The 16910-nt window shown below is 42.7% G+C and carries 16 protein-coding genes; 12 read left to right on the forward strand and 4 right to left on the reverse strand.

Annotation, left to right across the window (positions count from 1 at the left end; genetic code table 11):
- Positions 1–104 precede the first annotated feature (104 nt).
- The 3 genes from ACJJIE_RS10805 to ACJJIE_RS10815 form a co-directional block, all read right to left on the reverse strand.
- Entirely contained in the window at positions 105–4397 is a 4293-nt protein-coding gene (locus ACJJIE_RS10805; protein ID WP_444894590.1) for an RHS repeat domain-containing protein, read from the reverse strand.
- Between the two features lie 597 nt (positions 4398–4994).
- Positions 4995–5390 (reverse strand): hypothetical protein, encoded by a 396-nt coding sequence (locus ACJJIE_RS10810; protein WP_282931766.1) that lies wholly within the window; start codon positions 5388–5390, stop codon positions 4995–4997.
- A gap of 1174 nt (positions 5391–6564) precedes the next feature.
- The gene (locus tag ACJJIE_RS10815; protein WP_444894591.1) at positions 6565–6729 is read right to left on the reverse strand and encodes a hypothetical protein; all 165 of its coding nucleotides are present in this window, start codon (positions 6727–6729) and stop codon (positions 6565–6567) included.
- Positions 6730–7176: 447 nt separating this feature from the next.
- On the opposite strand from ACJJIE_RS10815, the gene ACJJIE_RS10820 reads away from it, so the two are divergent.
- From ACJJIE_RS10820 to ACJJIE_RS10875, 12 genes are all read left to right on the forward strand, one after another.
- Positions 7177–7500, forward strand: coding sequence for a hypothetical protein (locus tag ACJJIE_RS10820; RefSeq protein WP_444894592.1), 324 nt, complete (start codon positions 7177–7179; stop codon positions 7498–7500).
- Between the two features lie 152 nt (positions 7501–7652).
- Positions 7653–8024 carry a VOC family protein gene (locus ACJJIE_RS10825; protein WP_444894593.1) on the forward strand — a complete coding sequence of 124 codons (372 nt, stop codon included), beginning with the start codon at positions 7653–7655 and terminating at the stop codon, positions 8022–8024.
- 99 nt (positions 8025–8123) lie between these two features.
- Positions 8124–8537, forward strand: a complete 414-nt coding sequence (locus ACJJIE_RS10830; RefSeq protein WP_444894594.1) for a hypothetical protein — start codon at positions 8124–8126, stop codon at positions 8535–8537.
- Positions 8538–8654: 117 nt separating this feature from the next.
- Entirely contained in the window at positions 8655–9086 is a 432-nt protein-coding gene (locus tag ACJJIE_RS10835) for an MAPEG family protein (RefSeq protein ID WP_444894595.1), read from the forward strand.
- 88 nt (positions 9087–9174) lie between these two features.
- Positions 9175–9555 (forward strand): hypothetical protein, encoded by a 381-nt coding sequence (locus tag ACJJIE_RS10840; RefSeq protein WP_444894596.1) that lies wholly within the window; start codon positions 9175–9177, stop codon positions 9553–9555.
- Positions 9556–9648: 93 nt separating this feature from the next.
- Positions 9649–9984 carry a hypothetical protein gene (locus tag ACJJIE_RS10845; protein ID WP_282931760.1) on the forward strand — a complete coding sequence of 112 codons (336 nt, stop codon included), beginning with the start codon at positions 9649–9651 and terminating at the stop codon, positions 9982–9984.
- 110 nt (positions 9985–10094) lie between these two features.
- Complete coding sequence (locus ACJJIE_RS10850; protein ID WP_282931759.1) at positions 10095–10421, forward strand: hypothetical protein; 327 nt, start codon at positions 10095–10097, stop codon at positions 10419–10421.
- A 127-nt stretch (positions 10422–10548) separates the two neighbouring features.
- On the forward strand, positions 10549–10794 hold the full coding sequence (locus ACJJIE_RS10855; protein ID WP_282931758.1) for a VF530 family protein: 246 nt from the start codon (positions 10549–10551) through the stop codon (positions 10792–10794).
- 537 nt (positions 10795–11331) lie between these two features.
- Complete coding sequence (locus tag ACJJIE_RS10860) at positions 11332–11796, forward strand: hypothetical protein (protein ID WP_282931757.1); 465 nt, start codon at positions 11332–11334, stop codon at positions 11794–11796.
- Positions 11793–12098 (forward strand): hypothetical protein, encoded by a 306-nt coding sequence (locus tag ACJJIE_RS10865; protein ID WP_282931756.1) that lies wholly within the window; start codon positions 11793–11795, stop codon positions 12096–12098. Before ACJJIE_RS10860 ends, ACJJIE_RS10865 begins: the two co-directional genes overlap by 4 nt.
- An 806-nt stretch (positions 12099–12904) precedes the next feature.
- Positions 12905–13675 (forward strand): alpha/beta hydrolase, encoded by a 771-nt coding sequence (locus tag ACJJIE_RS10870; protein ID WP_444894597.1) that lies wholly within the window; start codon positions 12905–12907, stop codon positions 13673–13675.
- A 726-nt stretch (positions 13676–14401) separates the two neighbouring features.
- Positions 14402–15040, forward strand: a complete 639-nt coding sequence (locus tag ACJJIE_RS10875; protein ID WP_444894598.1) for a glutathione S-transferase family protein — start codon at positions 14402–14404, stop codon at positions 15038–15040.
- Between the two features lie 301 nt (positions 15041–15341).
- Here ACJJIE_RS10875 and csrA read toward each other — a convergent pair whose 3' ends face one another.
- Complete coding sequence (gene csrA, locus ACJJIE_RS10880; protein ID WP_444894599.1) at positions 15342–15530, reverse strand: carbon storage regulator CsrA; 189 nt, start codon at positions 15528–15530, stop codon at positions 15342–15344.
- Positions 15531–16910: the final 1380 nt, after the last annotated feature.

Consider the following 16910-nt stretch of genomic DNA (forward strand, 5'->3'; position numbering starts at 1 on the left):
TAAGTGTAGAGCACAATTTTTCCATTACACAATGGTAAAGTCGTGCTCTACACTCAGGGAATGCAATTTAAACCTATCCGTTATTTCTATAGGTTCAACTTCTCCTACATCATCAATGCTCCTAGCTCCACCATTTCTTCTTCATCTCCGAATACCTCCTCATCTTTATTGCGGTTAGCTCGCTTTGTATTTATACCTCGAGGGAGTGTCCGAAATGTCAACTGATCCACATCCGGGAGTGCTTCAGCGCCATCCAGAATATCTTGATTGTCATTAGGTCTGGGCCTCCAAGCTTCGTACCAATATTGCCCGCCCTCATCTCTTTCAATAGAGACAACTGAGTCTGAATCAAACCCCTCCCCCTCCCGCTTCAAATAATCAAATATCTGGTCTGGTGAATTCGCGTACCCAAAAGCTTCAATATTTGGAGGAGCGTCAATATTGCCATCATTTGGAGGAGCACCGATATTGCCATGATCAGGAACAATACCATCCAACCCCTCTACTTCTGGCGGCTGCTCACCTTGAGGAATATTCTCACGTGCCATGCGTGACCAGGCACTCCACGCGCCATATCCTAAGATGGTTGCACCGACAGCTGAGCCCACGCCGATACCAATCTTTGCTCCGGTTGAAAGATGTCCAGAAGGATCTTGCTTCATGACAGGATTCCCATCGGCATAGGTGTAAGGGTTCATAACCAGGAAGCTATCTCGACTCACAAACCTCATCCGTTGCGCCGCGTAGTACCTGGCCCTCAGATAGAGCAAGCTCGATTCCGAGTCGGCATATTCCCCACAATAAGAAAATGGATTGTCAGCAATGCTTCCGCTCTGGGATGACCTACAGTTGCCATATGCGTCATAGACATACTCGCTACTGATAGACCCTGAATTACCGAAAGTCAGAAGAACATTTTGTCTATCGAGTAGATAAGACTGGAGTTCAGATGACGAGTCTTTCTCCAGCAAACGAGCGAGTCGCGACGATGCTGATATTATGTAGCTGGCCTCTGAATCCCCCTGAACTTCATTGATGATATTGGCATTGCTGGCGTTGTCGTAATAATAGCGAATGATTTCCTCATCACCGGTTTGCTTTGTTGCACGCAGCCCATTGGGGTAATAGGTGTAGGTCGTGTTCTCACCGTCACTTGAGGTGAATTGTGTGAGTTGATTCAATGCATTGTATTGGTAGCTATTACCATCTTCATCTTTAATAAGATTGTTGTTTTGGTCGTAGCTCAAAGTCTGATCTTGGGCGCCAGCCACGCTGATGGAATTTAGCCGGTTATCGGCATCGTAGGTGTAATTTGTCTCCGCACTTTCAGAAGAAGGCAGTGAGCGGGCGCAAGTTTTGATATTGGCTAGCGCATCATAGCTATAAGATACGGTTTCGAGTGGGTTGCCTTGTGGGTCTACAGATGATTCCCCAATGACTTGTCCAACATCATCATATACGAATGAAACATCGCGGTTGAGTGCACTTGAGCCCCCAGGGTGTCGGTAGCTAATGTCGGTTACGAATGAGGTCGTTGCATCGTAGCTGTAGGTGAGGGTAATCGGCTCGCCTTCACCCGTACTGGTAGCGATGATTTGTTGGGGGCGCCCATAACCGTTATAGGTGTAAGCGAGCTTGACCCCATTTGAATAGCTCACCGAGGCTATTTTTCCCACATTAGCTTTATCGATATCCTGGGTGATATAGGTGATCCCCACGGAAACAGAGCCATCGTCCCGAGCAATTTTAGCGAGCCGACCATAACTATCGTAGGAATAGCTGCACTGATGCCCGAGCGCATCAATGGATGAAGTCAGAAGGCCCGTATTGACATCGTAGTTCCACGAAACTGTTTTCCCGTCTGGATAGCTTATTGAAGAAATATTGCCATCAAGCGTGTAGGTGTAGCTGAGCCGTGCATCGCTTTCCCCATCCACGAAGCGCTCGATGGAAGTGCGCTGCCCGACACCATCGTATTCATAATGAATTTCAATGCTCGAACCATTCTCGGTGTACGAATGAGAAGAGACTCGCTTGTTTAGATCATAGGTGCTGTTTACCTGTGATCCATTAAACTGGGCAATCTGAGTCCTATTTCCTACCGCATCATAAGTAAATTTTCGAGTTTGTTCCGTCAGTGTGGCTTCTTGTGTGAATTCCCCGAGTTCATTGTAACTACGATTTGACGACGCTTCTGTCTGAGACATACCTTCAAGTGTACAAGTACTCTGAAGCATATTCCCATTTAGATCTCGCGAGGCCACTAGTGTGCGCTTCAGATTTGCACCACCGAGACAATACTGGGTGGGGCTTTGGAGGATATTGTAGGATCTCGCTAGGGAAAACTCTTGAGGGGTCTGCTGATCTCCAATACTGGTCTGTACATTGAGTTGAAAAGCGTTCCACAAGCGGGTAGCGCAGGCGTACTGATTAGCATTGTGCCTATCGAACTTTTTAGCCGAAGCGACAAGTCTTTGTTTATATTCTTTTTTAGCTCTTTTTTTGAATTTACTAAGAAGTGGGCCGCCAGACTTCTCAGGACCGTAAGTGACTTCAGTTGACTTCAACGAATTAAAAGAGCTTGCTTTCGTGCAAGCTACCGAATCATATTCGTATCCCGATATATTGCCCAGGGCATCAGTCTTAGAGGCTAATTGGCTCCGTGCGTTATAGGCGTATGTGACTTTTGATGCTTCGCCTAGAATACCCAATTGTACGCTGAGACGCCCCAGCTGATCATAAGTATTCGTCGTTAAGATTCGCTCTGCCCCACCCTTCACAGGATAATCACTTTGCTGGATAAGTTGCCCAAACCCGTTGTAGTAGTACTTCTGTTCGTAACCATTGGCATCGAGCTTTCGCATTATGTTATTGGTAAGATCGTAGCTCCATGTTGTGGTGTTTCCCATAGGGTCAGTGCGTATTACGGTTGCTTCAGCGAGGTCATAGTTATACGTAGTGATCGCACCCACGGCGTTGCTGGTTGAGATTGGGAAACCAGTACATAAATCGTAAACCTCATTAGAGGTATTGCCAAAGAAATCGGTTGTGGCATGCGTCAATGTGTGTGCGGTAGAGTCAAGAATATTTTCGAAGGTCGTGTTGGTTTTCGCAATTCCAGAATGACCTGGTGCTGCTGAACCCCAGGTACGCGTGGAGGAACTGGGACGGCCAGCAGTGTCATACTCAACAGAGGTCACGAGTAGTGGATTTAATAGGCCACTCAATTCAGTCCCGCGGGTGGATGTGAGGATGTGCTTCTTATCATCTGAAAGCTTATTGTCCGTTCTTATAATCTCTGGTGTTTGACTAAGTACTCCTCTAGGTTTGTAGTCGTATACCTTAACGGAAGTGGGCATACCAAAACTGATATCGTATTCAACCTCTCCCTTTTTGACGAGCTGTAATTCACCCTCTACCTGTTCGTACTCTTCGATAGAGGCAATTTGACCATTGTCTGTGTAGCTGCGAATAATTTTAGCGGGTCTGGTGTCTTCTTGCTCGTTGTAGAAGGTGCTTAGCTTTTCTGCAATCAGTTGATAATTCGGATCGAGCTGGTTGTAGGGGGGGAAGTCGCCGTCCGTTTCACCAACATAAGTGTACGCTATTTCTTGGATGCGTTCGCTTCCATTTGCTGTGAAAGTGGTCGACTTTAGAAGAAGGTGCAGATTGTTGTACTGATTAACAACCAACGTTTTGTTATTGTTGATCGTGGTGTAATACCTGTAATTATTGTCATTACTTTGAAATAAAGCATCTGATGTTGTAGATGCGACCTCATACGTAGGGTTTCCAAGATAATTGTGGCCATCTGGACCACTTTGCTCAGGGTGATAATTATAGGTTGTGCTACGGGTTTCTTCTTCATAGGTGTTGATCACCTTGCTCACGACATCTTGTTGCTCTTGTTGTCCAGAACTATCTTTGTAGTAGATTGTACTGTAGTCAAACGTCGAGCTGACTTTATTGGGATAGTTGACGTTCGAGAGGAGCTTGCTATTTATAAGACCTCCGTTGTAAATAAAGTGCGTGGTCAAGCCCATAGGGTCAATGTAGGAAACCAGTGCGCCCTCAAGTAGCTGGTAAGAATAGGTGATCGGGTTAGGGTTGGCATCGGATCTTGGGTAAATCACGTCGATGGAGTCACTACTGAGTGAAATCGATAGGTTTTGTCCGTATGCATCAGTAACACTGATAAGCTTCGCCTGTGTAATGGAAGCATCGCTTGAATCATAGGTAAAAAGCAGATGGTTTCCATTTTTGTCATCCCAACAGATCAATTTCCCCTGGACATCGAAATACTGATGATGGCCGTCCAAAAAGGTCAGCAGGTATGCGTAAGGGGTACTTGGGGCATAGGGCAAATTAGGGTACTGCCCTGGACTATACTGCGTCATTTCAAGATTTTTCTGGTAGTAATACTGCAAGCCAGAAGGACTTTCCGGACTCAAAACATAGGTTTGGCTACCGTTGAGAGTCAAGATCCCATCATTAATGTAACTTAACGAATAGGACCATCCTACAGGTAGACCAAACAATTGTTCATAGGAACCTACGGTCTCCTGCGCGTATGTGATCCCGAGATTCACATCCATCGAGAGAATCCCTTTTAGAGGTGGCGATGGAATCGTAACGCTGAGTAAACCAGTACGGGGATTGACTTGGGTAAGGAAATTCTTCGCATAATTTTTGGCGACAGAGGATGAGTTAGAGCCAGTGGAGGTGCTAGCGATATTGGTAGAACTAGAAAAGTTTGCCATCTGGTCGAAGTTTGACACGTGCTCACCTTATATAAATATAAAAGCTACGCAAACAGATTAACTGTGTCTTGTTATCTCCACACGCCTTATCCTACAACCTGACAGCTGCTCACTTCGACTTTAGAGCTACGCTCTTATGGCGCGCGAGCACAGGCTGGCTAATTGTTTGCATTGGTGTAAAAAGAGATGACGACTATGAGCCATCAATGAATTCCGAAAATATAATAATACTGTTTATGCACCTTCCCGGTACCAAACAACGAGGTGTGCTGAGTGACTCTTGGCGTCGATCATAGACAGTCGTGAGTAGTATGCCTGTACGGAATTAAGGGTTTCATTCAGAAAATTGACGGCATTTTGATACATTGTGCTATATCCGTCTGAATCGTTGAAGGTTTCGTAATTCCAAGTCTGTGACAATGTATCAACTGAGCCAGCGGGTGCCGCGTCGTCTGTGTAAATAATGACACTCCGGCAATTGCCGCCATGTTCGTTTGAACTTGCGATTTTTACCGAATCGCGACCATTCTGGCTTAAGCTATTAAGGCTATTTTGTACCTGCCCCCACAAAGTATCGCTGTCTGACTCACCATCTGCGTAGGATTTATAGATGTAAGTGTTTGTAGCCATGTTAGTTCCCATTAATATTTGTGATATATACAGGCACAGGCCTGCCCATTTTTTAACAAAAAGCCTTCTTAATACTGCGGAAAATTTTTTAAGATAAAAGGTAATTTAAGCGCCAAACACTACAGCTTTCCCGATCAGTTTTTACTTATAGATACTGACAGGAGATTAAAAGCAATTGACGTTTAAATAAACCTATTAATTAAAAATACTACAAAAAAACATTTAAACCATAGGCGGTAACTGAGAGAGCCTGGCCCTTCACTTTAAAATTTATCTGAAATCGCCTATGGAGAATCTAGTAAACACTATTCTAAATTCAATGTCGATAGTCATGAAAACGCAAAGAAAATCTGCAGCCATTTAATTACAGCTTATAGCACTTAGATTTGAATTTTTCAGCCAAGATTGACACTTAAGTATTACCCCTCCCACAAGGTAAATGCCTTAAGGCATTTATCCTTGGACGCTAACGCTATACAAAATATTTATTGAATTTCAAAGAGTTTTAAAAAAGAAATGATCCACAACCACCAGGAATAAGCGCCTCAAGACCGCCTCCACAAAACAGATAGATTGCAGTTTTTTCTCTAACCTAGTAATTCAAAGATATTTTTACTTAATAGTTGAATTTATGTTAAATAGAGATATACGGCCGGAGATAAGTATCTTGAGGCGTATATTAAATCTGCAATGGCGCCATAATGCCATCTACATTCCGCCAATCTGACATTCTTCACAAATACAAAGAGAATTTATATTCCTTACAATCCTGGAAATCACTTGGGAACAGATATTCAGAAAATTCGCACAAACATGCATTTAGCTAAGTTAGAATTCCAATTCCCCCATCCATCAAAAATGCCATAACGAATTACTACAATTGACATCCTACACTCCGTTTGTATTGTGCTAGAAAACATTAGCACAATACAAGCTCCATTCAGGCCGCAACTGAGCAACGCGTTAGTGCTATCAAAAATCGAAGAATTTGCATTAGGAGGTAATGTAGCTCATAATCTTGTATCGTGATAAAAAAGCGGCAAAACCTCGATTATCACTATTTCTCCTGCATATAATCATAAAGAATAAAAATCCTTTAAAATTGCTAATATTCAAGAACGATATGAGCAGGATTTAACTAATGGAGAAGACTTGCTTGAATATCCATTGCCTATTATTGGCTTTGCTTCCAAAAGACTGCCGAGAGGTAATTGGAGTTTTTACCTAAATACAGCAGATATTGAATGGGGATTTTTTTCTGATTGACCGGAAAATGCATAGCAAAGCACTCTTGTTCGGCACTACCGTGGCTGGAGCCATTGATACGCATCCGCTTCACAGCAGTCACGAAGCTTGGCGTTGTAAGCCATGATAAGAAAGTGCCCACAATGTGGAAAGCAAGCGGTAAAAGTCAGAATGCTGTCTTTTTCAAACCGTATGCACTGTGAAAAGTGCTTCTTTCAGTACGAGTACACTTCGTTGTCAAAATGGGTACTCGCATTTATAGGCGCCATTATTCCAATACTGGCTATTATATTGGGTTTGGCCAGTAAGAGTTGGGTTGTGTTCGGTATAGTACTGATCTTAGTCCCATTTCTGGGCGAGTTACTGTTTGCAAAGTACTGTGCTTTAAAGCCTGTAGGTGTACGAGCGTTAAGGGCAAAGTTACGTGGTAAAAGATGATAACAAGTTACTCAATTTCGTTCCGACCGCGAAAAGCGCGGCCTCCACAGGATAGCCTGCGCGTTACTTCGGCTGCTCATTAGCAAGGCGTTGGACTTATTTGATGATTCACAATATATTTAAAGTAATGTTTCTGGCTATCCTCTTAACAGAGATCTCCACTGCGACAGCTACTTCGATCGGTTTTTGCACGCCTCATGTGGAGTATTTAGGAGAGGGAAATATTGAAGGCAGCTTTGTAATGGTTCTCACTATTGCGAAGAATGGAAGATTGATTGATGCTAAACCAGAGGACATTAATCCTAAAGAATTACGCGCTTATGCAAAATGCTTGGCAAAGCATTCAAATTATTACCTATCTACATGGCTACCAAATCCAAGTGAAGGGCTGCATAGAATTCCAGTTTTATTTAAAGTAGAGACGTAACTTTTTCTGATTCGTTTAGAGCGCATCAGTCTAGCAAGCACAAGCCGTTATGTGCGGGTCGCTGCGCTTCCATTTTTGCACAAAACGTAGCCAGTATTGGTCGCCACTGTTGTGGCCGTCATTTCTCATAAATCAATAAAAGAGGATATATTTTGATAAAGCTCTCTGTAAGTATTGATGTTTCTAATATTAAACAAGCTGAGAATTTTTATATAGAAGCTCTTGGTTGTAAAAAACTAAGAGATCAAGGTGGAATGTCAGTGATTTCAGTAGAGAACTGTGATATTTATCTACAAGAGAAAGAGGCTAGATCAGTAGCAGTCCCCACCGAGACAGTTGAGCGAAATTATTCTCGTCATTGGACCCCCGTTCATATTGACTTTCTAGCTGAAAACGTAGATGAAATAGTTAAGCGAATTGTTAAACTAGGCGGAAAGCATGAAGGCGGAGAAAGAGGTGACTGGGGTACTATTGCATATTGCTCAGATCCTTTTGGTAATGGGTTTTGTGTAATTAATGAGTAAAACACATACAAAGCACATTAAAAGTCGCTCCACCACGTTGCGCCTAACGTAGTTGACGCTCCGCCTTTTATATGGTTGCTAGCTTCCTATAGGAGTTTTATGAAAAATATAGATTTAAAAGGAATTTTCGTCGGTGGATTTCTTGGGCTACTCGGTGTTTTCGTTATCGCCGTAATCTCGACATTTATTAAAATTATGCTGTTTGGCTCTCAACCATACAATGCTCCATACACTACCGAAGAGCTTGTTATCTTGGTTTTTGCATGTGCCTTTAGCTATCTCTGGTCAGGCTTTATAATCTCCAAAATATCCCGAAAAGGCAAATTACTTAATCCGATTATCGTCTCTTTAATAATATTAGTATTAGCTCTCTTTCCTGCTCGTGAAGTACCGTTTTGGTATATTTTACTATCTGGTTTTCTAGCACCACCACTTTTCTACTATGGTGCTAATTTCCATCTTAGAAGGCTAGCCAGGTGCTCAAGCAAAGAGGTCGTAAACGGCGCTGCTTAGCTTGGCGTTGGGCCTGCAGCCTTACACGGGACGACCAACGCTCCAGCTGCTCCTGTTATGGTCATTATGCTCTGTTCAGCTCTCTAACATCAGTAAATAATAAAAAGGAATCAACGAATGATTGAAAGTGCCCAAATAATTCAGCCTGTAATTGCCTTGATATCTTGGTCAATGGTTATGTGGTTGTGGATGTACGCAACACGATTGCCTGCAGTGAAGAAAGCTAAATTAAAGCTTGATCCGAATGCTCCTCGCGGAGAGCAAATGTCAACCCTGCCTCCCCATGTTCGTTGGAAAGCTGATAATTATAATCATCTCATGGAGCAACCAACTATTTTCTATGCTTTGGCAATATCACTTGCAGTCCTTGGCGCAGGAGATGGCATAAATTTTATTCTGGCATGGACATATGTCGGTATTCGAGTAATTCATAGTATTGTGCAAGTAACTTTTAACAAAATTGAAATCAGGTTTTTAATATTTGCTCTATCAAACATTCCATTATTAGCCTTAACAGTGAACGCTGTGCGAATCACATTCATGCAATAAAACCAGTGGGCATAACAAGACGTCGGCGTTCGGCAGCAAACTGCCAGGGACGCCTACGGCGCCACACAACTTCGTATTAGCACCGTATATGAAAGTACATATACCTTATGAAGAAAGATCTGGAAGAAATCCGGATTTTGTAGTCAAGTACAAGATAGACTTATCTGAAGAGAATAAAAATGCCAAGCCGGGACAAGGAATGAGAGTGGATTTTCTTTATGACGGGGATGATCCGCAAGTTGAAGGTATACACATGATCTGGCCAGAGATTCTTGATGAAAATAGCAGAGTCATAAGAGATACTACTCCAGGTAATATTCCTAATGAAGGCTTTGCCAGTATGTGGATATTAAGTGAAGAGCGCCGTGAGTATCACCATAAAAGGCTTAAGATTGGTACAAAAGGGACTTGGTGGCGCGGTGGTCGCATTGCTAATGTCACGGTAGTTCAGATCAATGCTGTTAAGTAGTACTTACAAATTGTGGCACAATCGCCCACAAAGGATGCGGGATGGACTCGCTACACGTCGTTCCACTCGCCTGTGTATAAGGCGTTAAAAGTTATGAAAATAATCGCAGCATTAATTTTGACTGCCCTATCTTCTAGTGCCTTATCATATCAGGCAGTTTCAATAGCGGTCAGATCTCTATTAGAATCAGGGAATACAGATAGCTTCGTTCACGTCGGAAACAGCACACAGTCAGAATTCAACAAGCGGCGAAGCATTAGCTCGTTATGCACCCTCAACATTCTCGAAGGTGATGCCAAACAACCAATAGGTGCTGGTAGCGCTAGCAATCATGCTCTTATTATCTGCCCTGGCTTTAGAGCTCTCGGCATTCGTTTAAAACCTGAAGAGTCTGGCAAATACCATATATTGGGTTACTGGTCCCAGTAAGCTTTTAACAAGTTGCTGCATCCCACCACCTATACTCCGTTCGCTTTGTGCTGTACGCTACGCTAGCACAAAGCGGTGCCGGTGCAAGGCGTTATGTGTAAGGAAGAATTGTGGATGTAACTACACTGAGAGAAAAGCAGGAAGAGTTATTTCAGTCAGGTAAAATCAACAAGGCTGAATACAATGAGCTCTCATCGATTCACCAGAGGATATCTGAAATATCATCGAAGACTGAAATGAGCCCAGAGGAAGCTGAAAAGATAGGTGAACTATTGCAATCTAGCTCAAATATTCTATTAAAAAATGCTATCGAAACAGATACCACCTTTACTCAAAAGTTAACAAAACGAAGTAATCAAAGATTCAAACAATGTATCACTATATTACTTATATCCACATTTATTAGTATATCAATTATAATTATTAAAGGGCTTTAAACACATAGCAAGTTTAGGGAAAGGACCGGCAAGCCTGTCAACTAATTTCATTTGCGATTACGTGCCAACTTCATCAGACCATATTCACGGCATTATACGTCATTAAACATAGAGTATTAATTGAAAAATGAGTAAAGATCAACCAAATAATCCGCTACACGGTATTACTCTTGAGAAAGTTGTTACACGTTTGCAGGAACATTATGGCTGGGATGGTTTGGCAGACAGGATCAATATCAATTGCTTTAAGAGCGACCCATCAATTAAGTCTTCGCTCAAGTTTTTACGCAAAACCCAGTGGGCACGAGATAAAGTCGAGGATCTGTATATCTCAACTTTTGAAAATAACTCTCCGTGGGCTAATCGTAAATAAGCACTATTTGGTCACTACATAGATGTCGCTGTGACAAGGCAGGGACAGGCGCATAAATCGGGTAGCCGGTAGTTTTAGCTACCAGCTCCCACGCTACCCATCGTGCCAATCCGCAATAGCGGCTAGCTGGTCCTATTTATGAATCAGCGGCCACGCTGACAGCTTCACGGCAGCAAGTTAAACAGATCTCCCCAGATAAGAACGTAAACTTTCACTAAACAACTGCATTACTTACCCTACCCGTTAGATCACGCAGCTTCGGTGTCCTTGGCCGCCTCCCCTCCAGGCTAAGCCTTATATGATGTTTCTGTTCGTCAGCTCGTAGTTTTGCTAGCGGCTCCCTCCCCACAAGACCTCACGGTGTTGCAGTTGCCATTCGCTAGTAGTTAGCATTTAATGAAACCCATATAATGGTGACCCTCATACAGGGAGGCTATTACCCGATTAGTCCACACCTATGCTGAGCGTACCAAACACAGGCACGATCGCACACTGCGTGTGCTGGCAACGTTAAGATTTTAGACATGGAATGTGAATATGGAACAGTTTCGGATAATTCAAGATATTCGAGAGTACATTAAAAGTTATGATGCTTTTTTTGCACGACCAACACAAAGAGGTGAGCATCCGACTCTGTATATGGATGATAAACAAGGTAAAACATACAACAATATTCGAGAGAAAGATTACCTTTTTTCACAGTGTAAGCAATGGGTTATACCGCATTCTCAAATGGGGCTATCGTTTTCGGCTCATTGGCAGCACTTAAAGGATCAGTACAAACTAAAAAAGAAACATGCCAAAGGTAGCCCAGTCGATGTATTTTGGGTAATAGAAAAATGTGATTTACCAGAAGGGCTTGAATTTATCGCTGACGAGAGGGATAAACAGCATTATTTCTTGACGGTCACTCGAAAAATGACCACAGCCCAATTACATCAAAAGCTCATTTGGCTTGCTGACAGAATGTCGGTTATTAGGGAGGCACAAGACGCTCTATGATCAAATATAGGTTCGAAGAAGAAAAAGATATTATTCTTCACTACGCAAACGTCCTCGACGATCAAAAAACAAGCCTTATAATTTCTAAAGGTATGGTTTCTGATAGAGACGAGGCGTTTCATTTAGCAAAATTCTTCTGGTCTATGGTTGACTTATCTGTAGAGGATATAGAGGAAGAAAGATTAGTTTGTGGCCACAAAGATCTTGAGGCTTGGAACGAATACATAATGAACTCCCTACGTTCATATCTACGCTCAAGTGGCTATGCAGATGAATGGGAAAGAGCTACGGACCAATCTTAAATCGGATAACCGGTAGCTTTTTGCTACCGGTTCCCACACCACCCATCATGCGGGTCCGCAATGAGTGGTTCCCTATCCGTAATGAATCTCTACCCAACGATAGTGTCGAGCAGCTCTTCATTTGAGCTAAGCATAATGGCGGTATCCTACCTCAACTTTATCCGACTGGAAGGCTAGCCCACTCTTTCAACTCGTAGAGTTTAGGTTCAGGCCTTAACTCTGTCCAAGGTATTAATCTTGGCACTTAGCTACTATGCCGTCAGCTAACTTCTATTTAATCATCGTGGTCAATGCTGATTGAGGAGCTGCTGTGTTTCACTGCTTTTTGTCTATACCCTCGAAGGTGGCTAGCGGGTTGGGTCTACTTTTGAACTAGCGGCCACACTGACAGCTTCACAGCAGCAGGCTTAACAGATCTCTCTAGATAAGAACGTGAACTTCACCAAACAACTGCATCATTTACTCTACACATTAGATCACAATGCTTCGGTGTCCTTGGCCACCTCCCCTCCAGGCTAAGCCTTATAGGATACTTATATTCTTCAGTCCGTAGTCTTACTAGCGGCTTCCTTCCCACAAAAGTCACGGTGTTGCAGTTGCCATTCGCTAGTAGTTAGCATTTAATGAAGCCCATTAAATGGTGATCTTCCTATAAGGGGCTTTCACCCCATTTGTTCACGCCCATGCTGGACGGGCGTACCAGGTTAAGGTGTCGGACGCTTCGCGCTGCAGTTTGAGGCATTAACTGCTTTATTAGCAATTTTACTTGTAGGTGGAAAATCAAGAATACAAAAAGAGGAATTTCATTGAAAACTATATTCTCATTAGTAATATTCTTAATATTTGCGACATTTGAAACTGTTGCTGAAGAAGTTGATACAAAAAAAGATTATCACACCTTTGTTTTGGTTCATGGTGCTACAGGCGGGGGGTGGGACTGGAAGGAGGTTGGTAAACACCTTAGCGCTAAAGGTCATACCGTCTACAGGCCAACACTGACGGGGTTAGGTGAAAGGCATCACCTTTCCACTCCTGATGTTAACTTAACCACACATATCAACGATATCGTTAACCTGATTATTTTTGAAAAGTTGAAAAATGTGGTACTTGTAGGTCATAGCTATGGTGGCATGGTAATCACCGGAGTTATCGATCGTATTCCAGAGCGAATTCATCATGTTACATTTTTAGACGCGAAAGTACCTGAGGATGGCATGTCAATGATGGAGGGGCAGCCAATACCAGAGGAACATAAAGTGGTAAATGGTCAAGTTCACTTCTCATGGATCGATGTTAATTCCGAATTTCCACGAGATGTTACGCAGCCATTAAAAACACTTACGGAACCTGTATCGTATAAGAATCCTCTGGCAAAAAAACTCAATGTCACTTATGTAGCTTTTATTCCTGAGGGGGTGTCGAAAGCCGATAGAGCTAAAGATCCTTCTTGGCATCGGGCAGTAGAGCGAAAATGGACAATTCGTACATTTGGTGGCGATCATGTGATTTATCGGGCCAAGCCCAAAGAATTTTCAGAGATGCTTGAAGAAACCGTAAACGATACAAATAATATTTAAATATTTTGTGGCACGCGGTTAAATCGGGTAGCCGGTAGTTTTTAGCTACCGGCCCCCACACCACCCATCGTGCGGGTCCGCAATGGGCGGTTCCCTATCCGTAATGAATCTTTACCCAATGACAGCGTCGAGTAGCTCTTCATGTGAGTTGAGTGTCATGGCAGTGCGCCACCTCAACTTATCCGACTGGAAACCTATCGGTAGGCTAGCCCTGTCTTTTAACTCTTGGATTTAGGTTCAGTCCTTCACCGTGTCCAAGATATTGATCTTGGCACTTAGCTACTATGCCATCTTCTGACTTCTGTTTAATCACCTTGGCCATTACTGACCGCAGCACTGCCGTGTTCCACCACTTTTCTCTATCCCCGCGATGGTCGCTATCGGGTTTGGCCTATTTTTGAATCTGTTGCCATGTTGACAGCTCCACAGCAGCAAGTTAAACAATAAGAACGTGAACTTTCACTACACAACTGTATCATTGACTCTACCCGTTAGATCACTCGGCTAAGCCTTCTAAGATGTTTCTGTTCGTCATCGCGTTGTTTTTCTATCAGACTCGTTCCCACAAGATCTCACGGTGTTACAGTTGCCATTCGTTAGTAGTTAGTATTTAATGGACCCCATATTTTCCTACAGGGGACTTTCACCCCATTAGTTCACGCCCTCCACCGGACAGCCCACATTGTGTTCCGGCTGCCGTTTAGCAAACCTAGAAAGGAGAGTTCGTTGTACCATCTGTATTATTATCCTTTAAATGCCAGTATGGCTCCTCACTTTATCCTTGAAGAGCTAAAAGCTGATTTCGAATTAATTACAGTAGATAGGAAAAGTAATGCTCAAAAATCTCAGGATTATTTAGCCTTAAATCCATCTGGAAGAATTCCAACACTAATTGATAATGAACAACCAATATTTGAAAGCGCTGCGATTTGCATTCATTTATCGGAAACAAATCCATCCTCAAACTTAATACCTAAAATAGGCTCCCCTGATCGAGCTTTGTTCTTTCAATGGATGATGTATTTAACCAATACAGTTCAAGCTGAATTGATGGTCTACTTTTATCCTCAAAAGCATACTACAGATGAAAGAGGCGTTAAGAATATAACTCAGGCTCAAGAAATAAGAATTACAGAAATGCTGGAATTACTTGATAACGAGCTTGAGGGTAAAGATTATTTAGTTGGAGAATCTATTAGCGCCTGTGATTTTTTCTTATTTATGCTATCAGTTTGGTCAGATGAATTTAAGAGGCCTCCTTTGTCGTTTAAAAATTTAGCACGCTATCTCCGAAAACTAGCTCTGCGTGATTCAGTTGTAAGTGTTTGTAAGAAAGAAGGATTAAGCCTTACAGATTATGAATAAATTTTTTATACATCAGGTAGCCGGTAGTTTTTAGCTACCTGTACCCATACCACCCATCGTGCGGGTCTGTAATGAATCTCTACTCAACGATAGTGTTGAGTAGAGATTCATTTGAATTGGAACAATCTTGGACGCCCATAAATTGGACACCTATGACATATTGGTAGGTGAGTTCAACATTAACCCATTGCTTACATCCAGCAAGTAGGGGTCGCTTGCAAAGGCACCCAACATCAAAACCGCTACCTCACTATGGTTTTGACATGGATGCTTTGGGAAATCCGTAGCCACAGCGAGGCTATCAACGATCTCCTCTTCCGAGTGCCCGCTCCTTCTGTACACGTATAAATATTTCTTCACGGTGAATAGGTAGGGATTTGGGAGCAAGTATGCCTATCTTCACTTGATTACCTTTAACTTCCAGTACGGTAATTGAGACATTTGCTCCAATCCTTAAGTTTTGACCCGTCCGGCGCTTTAAGATCAACATTTTTGTTTCCTCTAAGACTCAAACCATTTGTAGGCCACCCTTAATAGAAGGCTTTGTAAGTAACTTTTTGAGGAAATATGAGGGGGTGCACGAGAACGGTAGGCATAGAAGAAGAAAAGGCGGGCACTACGCTCCCAGAGCTTGGAGAACCTCTCCAAACTGCTCAATATCCTCCAGTTTATTGAAGACGAGCGGGTTTCTAGCGTATGATCCATATAGCCATTTTGATAGTCTGCTTATCAATTTGGTTAGCTGGCCCCTGGTGTTCGAGCACCTCGGGTCAGCGCCTTTTACTTGCTTTTACGTCACAATACCGCTCCCCTTTGACAGGCTGATTTTAGAAAAATATTGACTCGGTTAAATTTCTTTGGTAGCTGGCGTTTTAAGAGGCGGATCGACGCCGACCAAAATACCAATAATCATCTATTGATTTTACGCAGCTTTGACACTAAAACAAACTTAATAAAATCCAATAAGATTATTTTTGTGCCTATATTTTTTAACTTTACGCTTTGAATAATCTGAGTTATTTACAAAACAAATCATTTAGCCTGGTGCTTTTATTAAGCTCACACCAAGGAACTCAGAAGAAAAGATTATCAATGCTGTCACTTACCACAAGCGCCTTTCTGCTTACAGGCAAAATTGCTTAGGTTTTTTAATATGTTGCTGAGGATTTTAGGTAACCATCCTATTAGGAATAGTAATGGCGTTATTTTTATACCCTTTAGGGATTGGACTTTTTGATGCGACACCCCCTAAAAATTTACTTCACTCAAAGGGTGAAACTGTAAATTCTAAATGTTCTTAGGGTATCTCAGAAAGTGAAGTCCAATCGAAATATACGTGTATCGAACCCGTTAATCGTGCCTTAATAGCCAACATACAAAACAGGGAAAGGTAATCCGTACTTTCACCTCCGTGCTTGATGCCAAGAAATTAATATCACCACTACAGCGCCTACTGAAGAGCCCTCTCCACACCACGATTGAACTCGCTAGGGATGAGATTGTGGAGTAATTGAGGTGTAGCACAACAGTTAGCGGCTAGCGTTTTTATCACTTGAGTACACCAACTCTGGTGCCGCTCATCCAGATGCAGCGAGCCGATATAAATTCCTATGGAATCCCCGGCTTGTCTGTGTAGGGTACGCCTGTCCACTGCTAGCTCCCATTACTACCTCCAAGTGTGTTGGTTAGTGTGGGAATTAGGCTGCAATTGATCCTTTGTTTGGTCTAAAATTGGCTCCAAAGGTGGGGCCCTACCTATCCCCTCGCGGTGGAGGCGTTAAGATCAAGTTCGGATGAGAGCAACCATACAAGCTTGCGAGGACATGCACTAGTTTAACAAACCGGTAAGCCCCCAAAGAAAAGCCCATCA

It is taken from the genome of Microbulbifer maximicatervae (SeqCode) (genome assembly GCF_052467325.1).